The following is a 17,528-nucleotide window of genomic DNA, read 5'->3' on the forward strand; positions in this document are numbered from 1 at the left end:
GAGATTTAGGCATTTTTATTATGTATTTGTCATAAACTATTTTTAACATTCCTAGTATAGCATAAAATTTAAACTTTATTAAATAATATTAGGATTATTTTTTAATTAACTTTTAATTTTTAGTTTAATTCTTAAATTTAGCTTTTAAAGGAGCAGGGTGGGGTGAGTTAGGATAGGCAGAAAGTCTAATAATTAGCCATTATTTATGATAAAAAGTTACATCTTGTCTATAATCTAAATAATATTTAAAGCTTATTGTCGAGTTTATGGATAAAGTTTGGTTATAATTACTAGTTATAAAGGTTTAAACTTATTTTTAAGGAAAAAAATGAAGTTCAAAGGTTTTTGTAGTTTTTGGCTTTTATTTGGAGTATTGTTTGCAGAACCTAGGCATCCAGAATGTATAGCTCCTGCTAAACCTGGAGGAGGGTTTGATTTGACTTGTAAGTTAGCGCAAATAACTTTAGCTGATAGTGGAATCTTGCAAAAGGTTATGCGTGTAACTTATATGCCCGGGGGTGTTGGTGTTGTCGCTTATAATGCAATGATTAATTCTAAGGCTAAAGATTCAAATATTATCGTAGCTTTTTCAAGTGGAACCTTGCTTAATATTGCTACAGGAAAGCATGGCAAATATAATGAAAATGATGTGAAATGGCTTGCGACAGCGGGTGTGGATTATTCGGCAATTTATGTTAAAGCAGATTCAAAATACCAAACTTTAACGCAACTGCTTGAGGATTTGAGGACTAATCCTCAAGCGATTAGTTTTGGTGCTGGAGGGAGTGTTGGCGGACAAGATTGGATGGTTACTGCTTTGCTTGCAAAATCTGCTAATGTGGATATTAAAAATACGCGTTATGTTGCCTTTGAAGGTGGGGGTGATACAATGATCTCTTTACTTGGTGGGCATGTTGATGCTGCAGTGCAAGGACTTGGTGAGCTAGTATCCCAATTAGATTCGGGTAGCATAAGAATATTGGCTATCTTTTCAGAGGAACGTTTGAAGCTCAATGATAAAATAGCACAAATTCCTACTGCAAAGGAGCTAGGGTATGATGTCGTATGGCCGGCTATTCGTGGGTATTATATGGCTCCTAAGGTTTCGCAAAAAGATTATGAGTGGTGGATTAATGCTTTTGAAAAACTTTATGAGACTCCAATTTTCAAGGAGCAAAGGGATCAGAGAGCTTTATTTGAATTTAATAAAAGCGGTAAAGAGTTAGAAGAGTTTGTGAAAATGCAAACTCACCAAATGCGGCAATTAGCTAAAGAATTTGATCTTATTAAATAATGTTAAGTATTAGGATTTTTTCTGTACTTTTTATTTTTTTAAGCCTTGTTTTGTTTTATTATGGGCTTGGTATAAAAAGTGAGTTTAATTATGAGCCTCTAGGTCCAGCACCCTTTCCTTTAGTAATACTTGGCTTGATAGCTCTTTGTAATGTTTTACTTTTGTTTTTTTCAGAGCATACAAACATTCAATGGGTTGGTTTAAGGATTATGCAAAAGTTAGGACTTTTGCTTTTAAACTTCTTTGGCTATGCCTTTGTTTTTGAGATTTTTGGATTCTTGCTTGCAAGTGTGATTTTTATATTTGTTACTTCCCTTATTTTTGGGGCTAGGTTTTTCTCTGCCCTTATTTTTGCGGTATTGTGTAGTTTAGGGTTATTTTATCTTTTTGATATTTGTTTGCAAATTACCTTGCCTCTTGGTGAGATTTTTGCGTAAAATTAAGGTGTGAGATAAGGTATTTAGGGGTGAAAGGATAGAATGGATATATGGAATTATCTAATGCAAGGCTTTAGTGTAGCCTTGAGTTTAGAAAATTTAATTATTGCGGTGATTGGTTGTTTGATAGGGACGATAGTTGGAATGTTACCCGGACTTGGTCCTATTAATGGTGTGGCGATTTTGCTTCCTTTGGCTTATTCTATAGGGCTTGAACCTGCTTCGGCTTTGATTTTGTTAGCGACTGTTTATCTTGGGTGTGAATATGGAGGAAGGATTTCTTCGATTTTGCTTGGGATACCCGGAGATGCAGCGGCTATTATGACAACTTTAGATGGGTATCCCCTCGCAAAATCAGGAGAGGCTGGAAAGGCTCTTTGTATTTCAGCTATAAGCTCATTTATTGGTTCTTTTATTGCTATTGTTGGGATTATTTTATTTGCTCCTTTGCTCGCAAAATGGTCTTTAAGCTTTGGTCCTGCAGAATATTTTGCTCTTATCGTGTTTGCTTTGGCAACTTTGGGTTCTATGATGGCGGAGAAACCTATTCGTTCGTTTATGGCTGCTCTTATTGGTTTGTTTTTGACGACAATAGGTATAGATGGGAATTCTGGTGTTTATCGCTTTACTTTTGAAAATCCGCATTTGTTTGATGGGATTCCTTTTGTTATTCTTGTTATTGGCTTGTTTTCTATTAGTGAGATTTTGTTAATTTTGGAAAATACCCATAGTGGTAGTGTTGTTATCAAAAAAACAGGCAAACTTTTGATTAGCTTAAAAGAGTTTTTTTATTGCTTTTGGGTGATTATAAGGTCGGGAATTACAGGGTTTTTTGTAGGAGTTTTACCTGGGGCTGGTGCTACCATAGCAAGTGCTATATCTTATATGAATGAAAAAAAGTTAGCGGGTAAAAGGGGGAGATTTGGACAGGGAGATTTAAAAGGTATTGCCGCACCAGAGGCGGCTAATAATGCTTCAGCTTGTGGTTCTTTTATCCCTATGCTAACTTTAGGGCTTCCTGGCTCTGGCACGACTGCTGTAATGATAGGAGCTTTAAGTCTTTATAATATTAATCCTGGTCCTACTATGTTTAATGAACAACCGGATATTGTTTGGGGGATTATTGCTTCTTTATTGATTGCAAATATTTTATTGCTTATTTTAAATATCCCTTTAATAGGTTTCTTTGTGAGAATCTTAAGTATTCCTACTTGGATTTTAGCACCTACTATTGCGGTTATTTCTGTTATTGGGATTTACTCGATTAATAGCACAAGCTTTGATATTTTTTTAATCCTTATTATTGGTATAGTGGGGTATGTCTTAAGAAAACTTGCTTTTCCTATGGCTCCTTTAATCTTAGGGTTTGTTTTAGGGGAATTATTAGAGGTAAATTTAAGAAGGGCATTGTCTATTAGTGGTGGAGATTTTTCAATTTTGTGGCAGGGGTATATCACACAGGCTTTATTGGTTATGGCTGTGTTGATTATCATCGTGCCTTTGGTTTATAAATATTATAAAAAATCTCAAGGTTAATTTATTAATGTTGTTTATACAAACTTGATCAAAGAATAAAAAGTATAAAATAGAATATCTTTTTTAGGATAATTTAAGATAAGGTTTAACGGTGCGTATATTGATGTTTAGTTTAATGGGTTTTGTAGTAGCTGTTTTATTTGGTTGTGAAAAAGCGGATTCTAGCATTATCTCTAGTGGGGCAAACACTACGCAAGAGCGATTAGAGGAGATGAATAGTATTGATAGAAACTCTTATGCGGAAGTGGCGGATGTATTTTTAGAAACGCAACATATTACTACGCAGGATAAACCTTATTTCTTGGTTTTTGGTGCTAATGGTTGCTTGTATTGTGATAGATTGAAAACGCTTATTAAGCAGGATTCTCAAATTAAAGAAAGCCTAAAGAATAATTTTTCCCCTTATTATATTAATCTTAGCTATTCTAAAAAACATAATGTTGATTTTTTAAACAAAGAAGTATCAACCACCAAATTAGGGCAGATATATGGTGTTCGTTCAACCCCTACATTAGTTTTTCTTAATGCTAATGGGGATACTTTGTTTGTCTATCCTGGATATATGCAAAGGGATAGGTTTATGGCTACTTTAGAGTTTTTGCAAAATCCTGATATTGCTAAATTAGATGAGAAAACTATTGCGATGAAATTACGTGATTTATTTGAGCAAAAGAAAATTTAATTAACTAATGGTTGGCAGTTTTTATTATAAAATTTATTTATTTGAAAAAGAAAGGAAATAATGGAACTGCAAAATTTTGTCAATAGAATTGTTAAAGGCTTTTGTAACTTTTGGGTTATGATCGCATTATTGCTTCTATATGCCACCGCCTGTGGTGTGGCAACTTTTATAGAAAATGATTATGGAACTCCTAGTGCTAAAGCATTGATTTATAATACGCAATGGTTTGATTTGCTACATTTGCTTTTGGTCTTAAACCTTATTGGTGTTTTAATTCGCTCTCGTGCTTGGCAGAGAAAAAAATATGCAAGTGTGCTTTTTCATTCTTCTTTGGTTATGATTTTCATAGGGGCCACAATAACTAGATATTATGGCTTTGAAGGTGTTATGCATATAAGAGAGGGAGAGCGGAGTAATGTCATACAATCACAAGAGGAATTTTTGACTATTTTAGCAAAGATAGATGATAAAGTTTATCGTGCATTTTTCCCCACAACTATTACGCCTTTGGTGCAGAAAAAGTTTGATGAAACAATGTTTTTTTTAAATAATGAGTTGCGTGTAAGATTTGTAGAATATCTTGCAGCAGAGGATAAAATGGGCATTGATTCGTTAAAGGTAGAAGTTAGCTATGAGGGTTTTAGTGAAATTGTTAATGTAGAAAAAAATATAATGGGACAAACTCCTATACTTTTTAGCTTAGGTGATGCAAAATTTGGGTTAGAGTGGGGCAGTAGAGCTATTATGCTTCCTTTTGCTTTGGAGTTAAAAGATTTTCAACTTGATAGGTATGCAGGCTCAATGAGTCCCTCTTCTTATGCTTCAGAAATAGTCTTAATTGATGAGAAAAATAATCTTGAAGAGCCTTATAGAATTTTTATGAATAATGTTTTAGACTATGGCGGTTTTAGGTTTTTTCAATCTTCTTATGATCAAGATGAGTTAGGGACGATATTATCTGTGAATAAAGATCCTGGCAAAATCCCCACTTATATCGGCTATGCTATGCTAACTTTAGGGCTTTTGTGGTCGTTTTTTGCAAGGAATGGGAGATTTTATAGATTAGGTAAATATTTAAAAGCACAGAATCTAGCCCTTGCTTTTGCATTTATTAGTGCTTTTGCTATGAATTATCCCCTTTATGCAGAGAATGCTAAAGAAAGTCCTCAAGAGATTGATACACCTAGTAATGCGAGTATTTTAGAGCTGTTAGAAAATCTTAAGAATAAGTCTTTACCGCATTCTCAAGAGTTTGGAAAACTCCTTGTGCAAGACTTTGGCGGTAGGATAAAGCCTGTAGATACAATGGCTATGGAATATATCCATAAAATGACAAAAAAAGATGAGTTTTTGGGGCTTAATAATATGCAGTTGTTTTTGGGGATGATGATGTATCCTAATGAATTTAAAAAAATCAAAATGATTGCTATTTCTACCCCAAAGCTTAAAGAAATTATAGGCGTGGATACTAAGGATAAGTATATTGCTTTTGATGATGTCTTTAGTAATGGTGAGTATAAAATAATCAATTATTTAGAGGAGGCTAATAGAAAAAAGCCCTCTATGCGTGATAAGTTTGATAAGGATGTATTAAGTGTTGATGAACGCATTAATGTAGCCTATTTAATTTATACTGCACAAAGTTTGCGTATTATTCCCGATTTCAAAGAGGATGGCACAACTTGGTATGCACCAACAGAAGCGATGACTGATTTTAGTCCAAAAGATAGAGAGCAGTTACATAAGCTCTTTCAAGCCTATTTTGCAAGTTTTCATCAAGGTTTAGTTGAAGATAATTGGGAAAATGCTAGTTTAGCCCTTGTGGCATTGCATAAGATTCAAGAAAAATTTGGTGGTGAGCTATTACCTCCTACTTCTAAGATAACCTTAGAGATATTTTTAAATCACTATAATATTTTTGATAATTTGACCTTTCTTTATATTTTAGCGGGATTGTTATTGTTTGTGCTAGTGTTGGTGCAGATTTTAAGGAATAAAAATATTAATATTTTGCTTACTAAAATTATTTATTGGGTGATTGTGATTTTAGCACTCTTGCATACATTTGGGCTTGGTGTGCGTTGGTATGTCGGAGGGCACGCACCTTGGAGTAATGCTTATGAATCTATGATTTATATTGCTTGGGCGGCTGGAATTGCGGGAGTCGTGTTTTTTTCTAGGAGTTTTTTAGCACTTGCTACGGCAAGTTTTCTAGCTGGGATTTCTCTTTTTGTCGCTCATTTGGGTCTTATGGATCCACAAATTGGGAATTTAATTCCTGTTTTAAAATCCTATTGGTTAAATATTCATGTCTCTATTATCACCGCAAGTTATGGATTTTTAGGGCTTTGTTTTATGCTGGGTGCTATTACTTTAGTGCTTTTTGTGTTCCGCTCAAAGAAGTATCAGCAAATTGATGAGACAATTTTAACTCTGCATACTATTAATGAGATGTCTATGATTTTAGGTTTAACAATGCTTACTATTGGGAATTTCTTAGGTGGAGTATGGGCTAATGAATCTTGGGGGAGATATTGGGGTTGGGATGCAAAAGAAACTTGGGCTTTAATATCTATTGCTATTTATGCAGTAGTTTTGCATGTGAGATTTTTACCTAAAGGGGAGAGTCCTTATATTTTTGCCACTTTAAGTGTTGTAGCGTTTTATTCTATTTTAATGACTTATTTTGGGGTAAATTTCTATCTTTCTGGACTTCATTCTTATGCTGCTGGAGATCCTCTCCCTATTCCTGTGTTTTTGTATTATTTTGTTGCAGGGACGATTCTTTTAATAGTGGTTGCAGCAAGAAAGAGAGATTTGGAATCCCCTAAACTCTCTTAAGTTAATATTTTTTAACTATGAAGCAAGAATATTCTTGCTTTAACTTAAATGAAACTAGTTGGTGGTGTTTATCTTTTTTAAGTCTATAAAACTTAACTTATTTTAATTTACATAATGAATAAGATTTAAATTGGTAGTTGTGCTTAGAGGATTTGACTTTTAATAAGGCTTAAGAGTTTAAGAATCCTTAATTCTATTTAGGTGGTATTTAGGGATTTGGGAGCTTAGGATTTTGGTATTAATGTGTTTGAATATTTATATGATTTGCATAAGTTCTAACGATTAAAGAGAGGCAAAAGCAAACGATAAAATATAATCCTGCTACGGTGGCAAATACACTAACAATTTCTTCAAAGCTTGTAGAGCGGGCTAAAATATCTTTGGAGACATTGGTTAATTCTACTACATTTAAGGCAGCAAGAAAAGAAGTATCTTTAATGGTAGTAACACATTGTGAGAGAATTGTAGGGATTACTTTGCGGTAGCATTGTGGAAAGATAATATACCATAAGGTAAAGGGGAAGCTAAAACCTTGTGAAGCAGCTGCTTCAAACTGCCCCTTAGGGATAGAATTTAATCCTCCGCGAATAATCTCTGCCATCACTGAAGAGGTATAAAGGAATAAGCCAATGGTGCCAAGCACTGCATAATTTGCGGGTATCCCAAGCACAACAGGTAAAACAAAACAAGCCGCATACATCCATAAGAGCAAAGGAGTATTCCTAAAAACCTCTATATAAGTCCCTGCTAAATATCCTAAAAACTTACCCGCACCAAATTTGCCATAGTTTCTCATTACTGCAAGGATAGAGCCAAAAATGATAGCCCCACCTGCAGCAAAAAATGCCATAATAAGGGTGAGTTTTAATCCGCCTAGTAACGCATAAAAATCAATTATATCCATTAGCCTACCTTTAACTTACCTTACTACTACACTTTTTTTAAGCTTTTCTTCATAAGAGCGTGTAAAAATTGCTAGAGCATAACAGACTACAAAGTAAAATGCTCCTGCAATTATATATGCGGGTGCATAATTAAGACTTGATTGTGCATAAGAGTCGGCATTATACATAATCTCTGCACCTGCGATAATAGCTAATACGGAGGTGTTTTTGATAAGATTGACTGCTTGATTAGTTGCTGGAGGCAAAATTATTTTAATAGTCTGTGGCAAAATAATATAAAACATTTTTTGCGTATAATTAAAACCTTGTGAAGCAGCTGCTTCAAACTGCCCCTTAGGGATAGATTGTATTCCACTTCGCATTACCTCACTCATATAAGCTCCTGTATAAACACCAATCCCAACTATACCAATAGTGAAAACATCAAGGGTTATACCAATATAGGGAACTTTGGGTAAAACATAATATAAAAAGAATAAATTAATCAATAAGGGCGTATTTTGAAAAAATTCTACATACACTCTAGCCCACCACCTTAATATTGCAAATTTACTTGTTGCCATAAGGGCGTGAAATACCCCCACAATAATGGCAAGGCTTAAGGCTAAAATAGAAATTAAAAGTGTAAGCCCAAAGCCTTCAAAAAATACATCAATGTGGGAGAGGGTATCAACCCATCTCCATAATGCAAAAGGTGAATCACTCATTAGTTCTTCCAAAATCCTATAAGGGTTATTTTAAATTCCACTTTTTTGCAAGTTCGTTAATAGCATCATTATTATTGCGAACAAAGTCATTGACATATTCACTCCATTGTGTATCACTTTTGCGCGTTACAATGCCATATTCTTGTGGATTAAGACTATCCTCTAAAATCACATTATTGTTATCTAAATACCCGCGTAAGATGGATTTATCCACAGAAAAGGCATCAATTCTTTTAGAATCTAATGCTGCTTTTAAAGAGGGATAATCGGGTAATTCTTGCACTTTGACTTTCATTCCTATTTCCTCTGCGGCTTCCATAACGGCTTTTTTGGTGGTTGCTGCTTGTGCTACGCCAATTATTTTGCCATCTAGGCTTTTAAAATCTATGAAATTATTTTCTTTTAATACCAAAAAGCCAATAGGATCACTATAATAAGAATCTGTAAAATTGTAGGTTTTCTTTCTTTCCTCTGTGATAGTAAAGGTTGCAATTACAGCATCAAGTGTGCCATTATCAAGCAGGGGTCCTCGTGTCTTTGCGGTTACGGGTTCTAGTCTTAATTTGTTTTCATTGCCTAAAATTTCTTTAGCAAGCATTTTTGCCATATCAATTTCAAACCCTTCGATTTGGTTAGTCTTGGGATTAAGCAAACCAAAATTTGGAGCGTCTTTTTTGACACCTACTACAAGCTCTCCACGCTTTTTGATAGTATCAAGTGTGCTTGTTTGTTCATTGCTATTGTTACTACACGCAACAAGTAAAAAAGAAAAAGCTACGCTAAGTCCTACCAATACGCTTTTGGTTAATTTTGTCATATAAACTCCTTTAGTTAATGTGTAAGAATCTTGCTTAAAAAGAGCCGTGTTCGCTCATTTTTAGGATTCTCAAAAAAGTTTTTAGGGGTATCTTGTTCTATAATTGCCCCATTTTCCATAAATATCACCCTATCGGCTACTTCTTTAGCAAAGCCCATTTCGTGTGTTACTATAACCATTGTTGTGCCTTTTTCATAGGAAATTTTTCGCATTACATCTAGCACTTCTTGCACAGTTTCTGGATCTAGTGCAGAAGTTGGCTCATCAAAAAGGATAATTTTCTTTTGGGTGCAAAGACTTCTTGCGATTGCTACTCTTTGTTGTTGTCCTCCACTAAGTGTAGCTGGATATACATTTGCCTTTTCTTCTAATCCTACTACTTGGAGGTATTTATAGGCAATTTCTTTTGCTTCTTTTTTGTTCTTCTTTTGGATTTTCATAGGTGCAAGCGTGAGATTCTCTAACACACTCATATGGGGATAAAGGTTAAAGTGCTGAAATACCATCGCACAATATTTACGACAAATAGTAAGCTTTGTTTTGTGTGTAAGCTCAATGCCATTAATGATGACTTTCCCTGAACTCACTTCCTCTAAACCATTCATACAACGAATTGTTGTGCTTTTGCCACTTCCACTAGGACCTATAATAACGAGCTTTTCACCTTCATTAACAATTAGATTAATATCTTTTAACACTTGGTTTGTGCCATAAAATTTATTTACATTTTTAAGCTCAATCAAGATAGACCTCTTTTGATGAATACAAATTATCTTTATATAGAGTTCATTCTAAGAAAACAAAATTTAAAAAAAACTTAATATCTTAAGGTATTATAAGAAAAGCTATTTATATGTTACTAATAATGATTAAGCAGGTGGAATGATTTGGGGGTAGGGGCTGGATAGTTATTTCACTTCGCTTATTTTGAAGTTTAATAATACTAAGATAGTATATTATTTAAAGAATATTGATGAAACTTAAGTTTATCTAAAATATCTATTTGTGGTAGTTTTTAAAGATTCTCATTAAATTTTATTTTTTGGATTAGGTATATCTTAATAAAAGAGATAGAAATCTTGGATGAGGATTTGCGTTTATAGCAAATACAAAATATGTTTTTCATAGATTAAATTCACATTATATTAATCTTTTTGATAATTAGTATATGTTTTTGTGTTGTCATTAGAATATCTTTCAGATTTTTTTAAAATTGTTTAAATATAATTATAATAATAGTTATTATATATAATTTTAGTATTAAGTTGGTTACAAATGATTGATTATATTAATATCAGCTCTAGCATTGATTTTATCAAATATCACGGGGGGATTTGTGTTTTGGATACACAGCAAGATTCTTCTATGGATTTTGGGCTAAAAGATAGTATATATCAAAATGTTTTTGTTAATGTGGATGCGTATGAGGGATTAGAATCTGCTTTTTTGGGAGATTCTTTGAAGGAGGCTTTTAGAATAATTCTTATTCCAAGTGGAATCGATCAGGTTTTGCTCTATCATCATAAAGAGGTGATTGCGAAATTTTTAGATAAGGGTGGGATTTTGCTTAGTTTTGGGCAAAATTATAAGGAGTGGCTACCGGGAAACTCTTTGTATCAAGTTAGCCAAACTCCCCTTAAAAATAGAAAAATCCTAACCTGTAAGCATCCTATTACAATGGGCGTTAGAGATTATGATATTACCTATAGGAGGGGTGTTTGTGGGTTTTTTTCTCGCGGATATTTTAATCCCCCTAAAAATGCAGAGATTTTTTTAAAGGATAATGCTGATTGTTGCGTGGGGTATATTGATAGAGATTCTACAAATGGGGTGATTCTTAGCACTGCTGGGGCAGATTTGTTTGGCTATGGACTTTTTGAGCAAAGCACAGCTAAGAGGCTTGGATTAAATCTTTTAATCTATCTTGCAGAGATTGTAAAGGAGAGGTGTTGAAAAAGGCGATTATTGTGGGCGGGAGTTTTTATCATGATTATTTGTTTAAGGCTTGTGGCGGAAAGTTTGGAGAGATATTTGATACAAAGATTTATTTGCCAGATCTCTACAAAGAGGATTTAAGTAGTTTTGATTACGTAGTGATAAGCTCTAGGCTTAATCCTAAGTTTTTAATGCAAAATGCCAACAAATTCTTGGAGTTTATCAATAATGGAGGGCATATTGTTTTATTAGGAGGGGCTGAAGTGGAGTTTTTGCCTCATTTGCATTATCAAAGCTCTGAAGTGAATTTTTGGTGGTGGGTGCATAAGGGGGCAGATTTACCTCTTTATGCTTTTGATGCTTCTCATCAATTATGGGATTTTTTAAGGGTTGGTGAGTGTAAATGGCATTATCACGGAGTTTTTAAAGAAAATGAAAAATATGAGAAAATCTTAGTTAATGAAATTGGGGAGGCGATTATTTGCAAAAGTCATCATTTTAAAGGGAATCTTTATTTAACTTCCCTTGATCCTGATTTTCACATAGGGCAGGGGTTTATGCCTGTTACTATTCCCTTTTTGGATAAATATATGCAATGGATAGAATCGGATATTTTGGGGACAAAATGAAAAAGATTCTAGCATTTTCTATACTTTTGGCATTGCCTTTGTTTGCGGAGGTGAAAGTAGCGGTTTTTGGTGGATTGTGGCCTATGCCGGTGATTTTGAGTTTCTTAACAGATGCTCAAATTGTTTATATGCCAAAAGCTTCTGTAAATGCGGCAAAGTATTCAGTTGTTGCGGAATTAAAGCCGGAGTTTTTGGAGATTCCTTATGGGAGTAATGAAAACATTGAGGAGCTGTTGGGGTTGGATGTAGATGTGTATATGTGCCATATAGCAGATATGAAGCTCTATACCCAGCTTCAAAGGGCAAATAAAGAGGTGATAAGTTTCCCAGTCAATGTGGAGAATTATAATCTCAAAAAAGCCTTGCAAGTGTGGCTAGAGGGTGTGGGAAAGTATTTTGACATTGCTTTAAAGCAAAAGGAGATTTTAGAGGATATTACGCAAACAGAGGAGTTTATCGCAAAGCGCACTCAAGATTCTCAAGCAAAAGTAATGATTTTAAAATCCCTAAATCATAATCAGATTGCTCTAGGAGGGAGGGATTATCTAATCGAAAAAAGCGGAGGGGAAAATGTTTTTAAATCCTCTAATGATGGTCTTGTAAATCTTGAGGCGATTTATAAATTTGACCCGGATGTGATTTTTATCACTAATTTTACAGATACGCAAGAAAAAGATTTATTGCAGTCCAAAGAATGGCAGAGGTTAAAAGCGGTGAAGGAAAAAAGAGTGCATAAGCTCCCCCTAGCGACTTATCGCCCTTATGCGCCAAGTCTTGATATTGCGCCTACCTTGCTTTTTATGGCAAAGAAAACCTATCCATCTTTATTTGAAGATATATCCTTAGAGGATATTTTTAAAAAGCATTTCTTGAAATTTTATGGAATCCCTCTTACCCAAAAGCAAGTAGAGTTGATTTTAAAGCCTGATTTTAGGGCTGGGATTATTTAATAAAAGGAATAAGATGTTAAAGATTATTGTATTGTTTTGTGGAGTATTTTTAAGCTTTACTCTTGCCACACAATCTCATAAAGTAGCAGTTATTGGGCTTTGGCCACTTCCTTCATTATTAGCATTTTGGAGTGATGCGAAGCTAGTTTATATCCCAAGAACCTCTTATAATGTTATGCAAAACTCTATTAATGAAAAGTATTTTCCGCAGTATAAAGAGGCAAGAATTGGCAATAATGAAAATTTAGAAGAGTTGTTGGCTATGGATGTGGATATTTATATTTGTGGCTTTGCAAATCTTAAAATTTGTGGCGGATTAAAGAATGCTGGGGTAAAAGTCATAGAACTTAGCACCAATATAGAAAATCATAATTCTAAAAAGACTTTAGAGCATTGGCTTGTAGAATTGCAACCTTATTTTGCCATTGAAGCAAAAAACCAAAAACTTATTCATTCTATCACCCAAATTGAAAAGCTTATAGAGGAGAAAACAAAGAATATCGCTAAGCCTAAGGTTTTGATTATTCACCGCTTTGATAAAGATAATATCACAACGGGGTATTTTTCGCATTATCTCATTCAAAGTAGCGGAGGGGAGAATCCCTTAGGTTATGGGGACTTTAAAAGTATCAGCGTAGAGGAGATTTATAACCTTGATCCTGATGTGATTTATATTTCTAACTTTACTCCCTTATCCCCTCAAGAGTTTATGAAAAAGAAAGAATATAAGAGCCTAAAAGCTGTTAAGCAAAATAGGGTTTATAAGCTCCCCCTAGCGACTTATCGTCCCTTTGCTCCCAGTCTTGAGTTAGGACCTGTATTGTTATTTTTAGCCAAGCATAACCATCTAGAAGCTTTTAAGGATTTGGATATGAGAAAAATCTTTAAAGACTATTTTTATGAGTTTTATGAGATTGCCTTAGAGGAAAAAGAGTTGGATTTAATTTTAAATCCTAATGCAAAAACAGGAATCCATTATTAAGGAATTGAAAATGAAAAAATATATCGTGTCATTATTGGCCATGAGTGCTTTGGTGGCTAATGATAAAGTTGTTTTGGATAAGGCTAGTATTTCTGGGGAGAGCTTTCAAGAGACTGCTTGGGAGTTGTTAGAGTATCAATCACAAATGCCTACTAAAAATGTGAGTCTTATTGGAGAAAAACAGCTTTTAGAATCTAGCAGTGGAAGTGGAGGGATTCAAAGTATTTTAGAGGGGATTGCGGGCATAACTTATGCAAGGACTTCAGGATTAGGAGGGAATATAAGTATTAGGGGGCAAAATACGCGTAATGGGCGATCCATTATCGCCATAGATGGTGTTAGAGTGAATGGTAGGACAGAGTTAGAATTTGATATGATTGATCCTTTGGCGATTCAAAGTATTGAGATTATTCGGGGTGCTGCTTCTTCTATGTATGGCTCTAATGCGATGAATGGAGTGATAAATTTTAAGACTAGGCGATGGATGGGGGATGTTTCTGCTCCTTTTAAAATGGATGCAAAAATCCGAGGAGTAGAGGTAGCTAGTGTCAATAATGCCCTTGGAGGGAGGGCGGAAGTCTTAGGTGGCGGTGATGGTTGGGATGTTTTGGTGGGTTTAACAGGAAGAAAAGCGTCAGATTTTAGAACTCCAGCAGGAGTTGCTAAGGAATCTAAATATCATTCCTATGGCACAGATTTTAATATAGGCTATACCAAAAATGCCATTCGCTATTATTTATCGGGGAAATATTATAGTGTTAGCAACCACGAAGCTAATGGGTTATTTAGCCGTCCCGGAACTTCTTATGGTTTTACAATGTCTGAAGATCCTTTAAGAGAGATCTACTTAAAAATGGGGGTGAAAGCCTATGAGTTAGCAGGTTTTGCCGATAAGATGGATTGGTATGCTTACTGGAGGAGGTGGGATACAGATATTTATAATCAGCTTCCTAATGGGCAGTATCGGCATAGAAAGGTTTATAATAATAACTATGTGGGAGGGAGATTAAACTTGGATAAAACCTTAAAATCCCATTCTTTGAGCTATGGGATTGATGTTTGGAGTTCTATTTCTCCCACACAGCTAAGGGATGAGGTGATAAGACCCAATCCTAGAGTGATACTTAATTCAAGGGATACTTATCAAGTCTCCATTGCCCCTTATATCAAAGATGATTATTACTTAAATGAGGCTTGGATTCTCTCTGGTTCTTTGCGGTATGATTATTATAAGATGAAAATAGGTAAAAAGAAATCGACAACAGAGAGGATGGATACTACTCTTGAGACGACTAGATTTTTAGATTCTCATTCGACGATGACAACAGGGGCTTTAACAGGAAATTTAGGGGCTACTTATTTTATCAATGATAAATTCTCCCTAAATGCAAATATCTCTCAAGATTTCAAATCTCAAGGCACTACGGGTATGTTTCCTAACTATGGGGCATCCATTCAAACCCTTGCAAATTTAGATTTAAAGCCAGAAACTGGGCAAACCTATGAGATAGGTGCTAAATTTGCTGATAAAAACCATTATAGCTCTTTGAATTTTTATCGCACGAATTATACGGATATGATAGCCCTACAAAGCCTTAATGCAACTACCCAACAATACCAAAATATAGGAAAAGCTTATGTTCAAGGGATTGAGCTAGAAAGTGTGCATCGCTTTTTGGAGAAGTGGAATCTCCAATTAGTGGGAGCTTATACTTATGGACAAGACAAAACCGCTAATAAGCCTTTAGCTTATATTGCTCCTTTTAGTGGAAGTTTAAGTTTGGGGTATGATTTTCTCTGGGGGAGCTTGAGCTGGATTCAAAGGCTTTATCTAGGGAAAAAGAGAATTAATAATACTCAAGAGAGGGAGAGTAAAACCTATACGATGAGTGATATTAAAGCGGTGATGAATTTAGGGTATTTTAAGAAAGACTTTAAAGATATGGAGATGATTGTTGGTGTGGAGAATCTCTTTAATACCAAAGGAAGGAATCCTGCCACCCAAGAAAACATAAATTATAGTAGGGCTTTAACCAATCCCCTCTTAGAACCCGGAATCAACGCATTTATGAAGTTTGCGTATAAATACTAATGAAATATCTATTGCTTTTATGCGTCTTGGCATTGCTTAGTTTTTTTGTTTTAGGTGTTGGACGCTATCCCTTAGAGTATCGACAGATTTTAGAAGTTTTACTCTCTCCTTGGGCTACAACTCTTGATGAGAGGTTGCGTTATATTATCCTTGAAGTGCGTTTGCCACGCATTGTCTTAGCTATTTTTGTGGGGGCATCTTTGGGGATTTGTGGAGCTTCTTTTCAAAGCATTTTTAGGAATCCTCTAGCTTCACCTGATATTTTAGGCGTGGCAAGTGGGGCTGGGTTTGGAGCTGCTTTGGCAATCCTTTTGGGGTTGAATATTTATTTTTTAACCCTCTTTGCCTTTGCTTTTGGGATTTTGACTTTAATTTTAGTGTTGCTTATTGTGAGGGATTCTAATAATAGAATTATGATTATCTTAGGCGGTATCATTATTTCTGCTCTTTTTCAGAGTTTTATCTCGCTTTTAAAGTATATTGCAGACCCTCAAGATGCCTTACCGGCAATGACTTATTGGTTGCTTGGTTCTTTAAATGTCAGTGATTTTCATCAGCTAATCTTTTGTTGTTTGGGAATGCTTTTTGGCGGGATCATTATTTTTGTGTATCGTTGGAAGCATAATCTTTTAATGCTTGATGACAATGAAGCAAAAAGCTTAGGATTGAATATTAGAAGTTTAAGAATAGGTTTAATCTTCGCCTCTACACTAATGGTATCGTGTGTGGTGAGTATTTGTGGGATTATTGGCTGGGTTGGTTTAATCATTCCCCATATTGCAAGAATGATTGGGGGTAGTAATATGAGTTCGGTTATGTCGCTTAGTTTAGTGCTTGGCGCAATTTTTATGTTGGTTATTGATACTTTAAGCAGATCCCTAAGCTCTGAAGAGATTCCTATCTCTATCTTAAGTGCCGTTATTGGGGCTTTGTTTTTTATTGTGATACTTTATCGTTTTAAAGGAGTGATGAAATTATGAGTTTGTTTCGTGTAGAAAATGGAGCGTTTTATCGTAATAAAAAAGTGATTTTTGAAAAAATAGATTTTGAAGTTAATGGTGGTGAGATATTGGCAATACTTGGTTGTAATGGGGTTGGAAAAACAACTTTGATTCAGTGTTGTATGGGGTTTTTGAAATGGAAAGAGGGGGGAAGTTATTTGCAAGATAAAGCCATTTTAAGTATGGATTCTAAGGAATTATTTTCAAAAATTGGCTTTATTCCTCAAGCCAAGAATTTTAATATTGGCTTATCTGTGTTTGATATGGTGTTGTTAGGTTGCAATGCTAAGATAGATTTTAACCCTAAAAAAGAGCATTGTTTGAGGGTGGAAAAAATATTACAAGAAGTTGGGATCATACATTTAAAGGATAAAACTTGCGATGCCTTAAGTGGAGGTGAATTGCAGATGGTTATTTTTGCTAGAGCTTTGGTAAATGATCCTTTGGTGGTGGTTTTAGATGAGCCAGAATCCCATTTAGATTTTCACAATCAGCATAAAATTTTAGAGATTTTAAAGCTTTTAAAGCATAGGGGTAAGGGGATAATTATTAATACGCATTATCCGCAAAATGCCCAAATGTTAGCGGATAAAGTTCTTATTATGCACAAAAATCAAGAATATCTCTTGGGGGATAATAGGCTTTTAACTAAGAAGCAGTTAGCTAGAAGCTTTGAGGTAGAGGTTGGGTTTTTTGATTATCTTGCAATGGCGATGTAAG

16 protein-coding genes are annotated in these 17,528 nt (G+C 34.8%); 12 read left to right on the top strand and 4 right to left on the bottom strand.

Annotated elements, in window-relative coordinates; genetic code table 11:
* Nucleotides 1–328: 328 nt before the first annotated feature.
* The 5 genes from LS72_RS07445 (at nt 329) to ccsA (ending at nt 6,790) form a co-directional block, all read left to right on the top strand.
* A complete protein-coding gene (locus LS72_RS07445; RefSeq protein WP_034554932.1) occupies nt 329–1,294 on the top strand; it encodes a tripartite tricarboxylate transporter substrate binding protein in 966 nt (321 codons plus the stop codon).
* On the top strand, nt 1,294–1,731 hold the full coding sequence (locus tag LS72_RS07450; protein ID WP_034554933.1) for a tripartite tricarboxylate transporter TctB family protein: 438 nt from the start codon (nt 1,294–1,296) through the stop codon (nt 1,729–1,731). The genes LS72_RS07445 and LS72_RS07450 overlap by 1 nt, the downstream gene beginning before the upstream one ends.
* Nucleotides 1,732–1,773: 42 nt before the next feature.
* Nucleotides 1,774–3,267: a tripartite tricarboxylate transporter permease gene (locus LS72_RS07455; RefSeq protein ID WP_034554934.1), complete on the top strand. Its 1,494-nt coding sequence runs from the start codon at nt 1,774–1,776 to the stop codon at nt 3,265–3,267.
* A gap of 91 nt (nt 3,268–3,358) precedes the next feature.
* Complete coding sequence (locus tag LS72_RS07460; RefSeq protein ID WP_238700766.1) at nt 3,359–3,949, top strand: SoxW family protein; 591 nt, start codon at nt 3,359–3,361, stop codon at nt 3,947–3,949.
* Nucleotides 3,950–4,009: 60 nt separating this feature from the next.
* Complete coding sequence (gene ccsA / locus LS72_RS07465; protein ID WP_194145574.1) at nt 4,010–6,790, top strand: cytochrome c biogenesis protein CcsA; 2,781 nt, start codon at nt 4,010–4,012, stop codon at nt 6,788–6,790.
* Nucleotides 6,791–7,028: 238 nt separating this feature from the next.
* Here ccsA and LS72_RS07470 read toward each other — a convergent pair whose 3' ends face one another.
* From LS72_RS07470 to LS72_RS07485, 4 genes are read right to left on the bottom strand one after another with little or no spacing between them, the layout of a single operon-like run.
* A complete protein-coding gene (locus LS72_RS07470; RefSeq protein WP_034554769.1) occupies nt 7,029–7,694 on the bottom strand; it encodes an amino acid ABC transporter permease in 666 nt (221 codons plus the stop codon).
* Nucleotides 7,695–7,709: 15 nt separating this feature from the next.
* Nucleotides 7,710–8,402 (bottom strand): amino acid ABC transporter permease, encoded by a 693-nt coding sequence (locus LS72_RS07475; protein ID WP_034554770.1) that lies wholly within the window; start codon nt 8,400–8,402, stop codon nt 7,710–7,712.
* 25 nt (nt 8,403–8,427) lie between these two features.
* Nucleotides 8,428–9,219, bottom strand: coding sequence for a transporter substrate-binding domain-containing protein (locus LS72_RS07480; protein WP_034554772.1), 792 nt, complete (start codon nt 9,217–9,219; stop codon nt 8,428–8,430).
* Nucleotides 9,220–9,233: 14 nt separating this feature from the next.
* A complete protein-coding gene (locus tag LS72_RS07485; RefSeq protein WP_034554773.1) occupies nt 9,234–9,962 on the bottom strand; it encodes an amino acid ABC transporter ATP-binding protein in 729 nt (242 codons plus the stop codon).
* 532 nt (nt 9,963–10,494) lie between these two features.
* Between LS72_RS07485 and LS72_RS07490 the strand changes: the two genes are divergently transcribed.
* Genes LS72_RS07490 through LS72_RS07520 form a run of 7 tightly spaced genes read left to right on the top strand, consistent with a single transcriptional unit; the run spans nt 10,495 to nt 17,527 of the window.
* The gene (locus tag LS72_RS07490) at nt 10,495–11,172 is read left to right on the top strand and encodes a hypothetical protein (RefSeq protein ID WP_052087354.1); all 678 of its coding nucleotides are present in this window, start codon (nt 10,495–10,497) and stop codon (nt 11,170–11,172) included.
* Nucleotides 11,169–11,783: a hypothetical protein gene (locus tag LS72_RS07495; protein WP_138155240.1), complete on the top strand. Its 615-nt coding sequence runs from the start codon at nt 11,169–11,171 to the stop codon at nt 11,781–11,783. The genes LS72_RS07490 and LS72_RS07495 overlap by 4 nt, the downstream gene beginning before the upstream one ends.
* Entirely contained in the window at nt 11,780–12,733 is a 954-nt protein-coding gene (locus LS72_RS07500; protein WP_034553984.1) for an ABC transporter substrate-binding protein, read from the top strand. Before LS72_RS07495 ends, LS72_RS07500 begins: the two co-directional genes overlap by 4 nt.
* Nucleotides 12,734–12,746: 13 nt before the next feature.
* Nucleotides 12,747–13,715, top strand: coding sequence for an ABC transporter substrate-binding protein (locus LS72_RS07505; protein ID WP_034553982.1), 969 nt, complete (start codon nt 12,747–12,749; stop codon nt 13,713–13,715).
* A gap of 10 nt (nt 13,716–13,725) precedes the next feature.
* A complete protein-coding gene (locus LS72_RS07510; protein WP_052087289.1) occupies nt 13,726–15,807 on the top strand; it encodes a TonB-dependent receptor in 2,082 nt (693 codons plus the stop codon).
* On the top strand, nt 15,807–16,787 hold the full coding sequence (locus tag LS72_RS07515; RefSeq protein WP_034553981.1) for a FecCD family ABC transporter permease: 981 nt from the start codon (nt 15,807–15,809) through the stop codon (nt 16,785–16,787). Before LS72_RS07510 ends, LS72_RS07515 begins: the two co-directional genes overlap by 1 nt.
* Nucleotides 16,784–17,527, top strand: coding sequence for an ABC transporter ATP-binding protein (locus tag LS72_RS07520; RefSeq protein ID WP_052087288.1), 744 nt, complete (start codon nt 16,784–16,786; stop codon nt 17,525–17,527). Before LS72_RS07515 ends, LS72_RS07520 begins: the two co-directional genes overlap by 4 nt.
* Nucleotide 17,528 lies beyond the last annotated feature (1 nt).

The sequence above is a fragment of the Helicobacter apodemus genome (assembly GCF_000765745.2).
GTDB lineage: Bacteria > Campylobacterota > Campylobacteria > Campylobacterales > Helicobacteraceae > Helicobacter_D > Helicobacter_D apodemus.

Bases quoted from the DNA above. Each gene is read 5' to 3' on its own strand.
- LS72_RS07500 (WP_034553984.1), top strand. From the start codon at position 11,780: ATGAAAAAGATTCTAGCATTTTCTATACTTTTGGCATTGCCTTTGTTT.
- LS72_RS07515 (WP_034553981.1), top strand. From the start codon at position 15,807: ATGAAATATCTATTGCTTTTATGCGTCTTGGCATTGCTTAGTTTTTTT.
- LS72_RS07490 (WP_052087354.1), top strand. From the start codon at position 10,495: ATGATTGATTATATTAATATCAGCTCTAGCATTGATTTTATCAAATAT.
- LS72_RS07445 (WP_034554932.1), top strand. From the start codon at position 329: ATGAAGTTCAAAGGTTTTTGTAGTTTTTGGCTTTTATTTGGAGTATTG.
- LS72_RS07475 (WP_034554770.1), bottom strand. From the start codon at position 8,402: ATGAGTGATTCACCTTTTGCATTATGGAGATGGGTTGATACCCTCTCC.
- LS72_RS07505 (WP_034553982.1), top strand. From the start codon at position 12,747: ATGTTAAAGATTATTGTATTGTTTTGTGGAGTATTTTTAAGCTTTACT.
- LS72_RS07455 (WP_034554934.1), top strand. From the start codon at position 1,774: ATGGATATATGGAATTATCTAATGCAAGGCTTTAGTGTAGCCTTGAGT.
- LS72_RS07510 (WP_052087289.1), top strand. From the start codon at position 13,726: ATGAAAAAATATATCGTGTCATTATTGGCCATGAGTGCTTTGGTGGCT.
- LS72_RS07450 (WP_034554933.1), top strand. From the start codon at position 1,294: ATGTTAAGTATTAGGATTTTTTCTGTACTTTTTATTTTTTTAAGCCTT.
- LS72_RS07520 (WP_052087288.1), top strand. From the start codon at position 16,784: ATGAGTTTGTTTCGTGTAGAAAATGGAGCGTTTTATCGTAATAAAAAA.
- LS72_RS07480 (WP_034554772.1), bottom strand. From the start codon at position 9,219: ATGACAAAATTAACCAAAAGCGTATTGGTAGGACTTAGCGTAGCTTTT.
- LS72_RS07470 (WP_034554769.1), bottom strand. From the start codon at position 7,694: ATGGATATAATTGATTTTTATGCGTTACTAGGCGGATTAAAACTCACC.
- ccsA (WP_194145574.1), top strand. From the start codon at position 4,010: ATGGAACTGCAAAATTTTGTCAATAGAATTGTTAAAGGCTTTTGTAAC.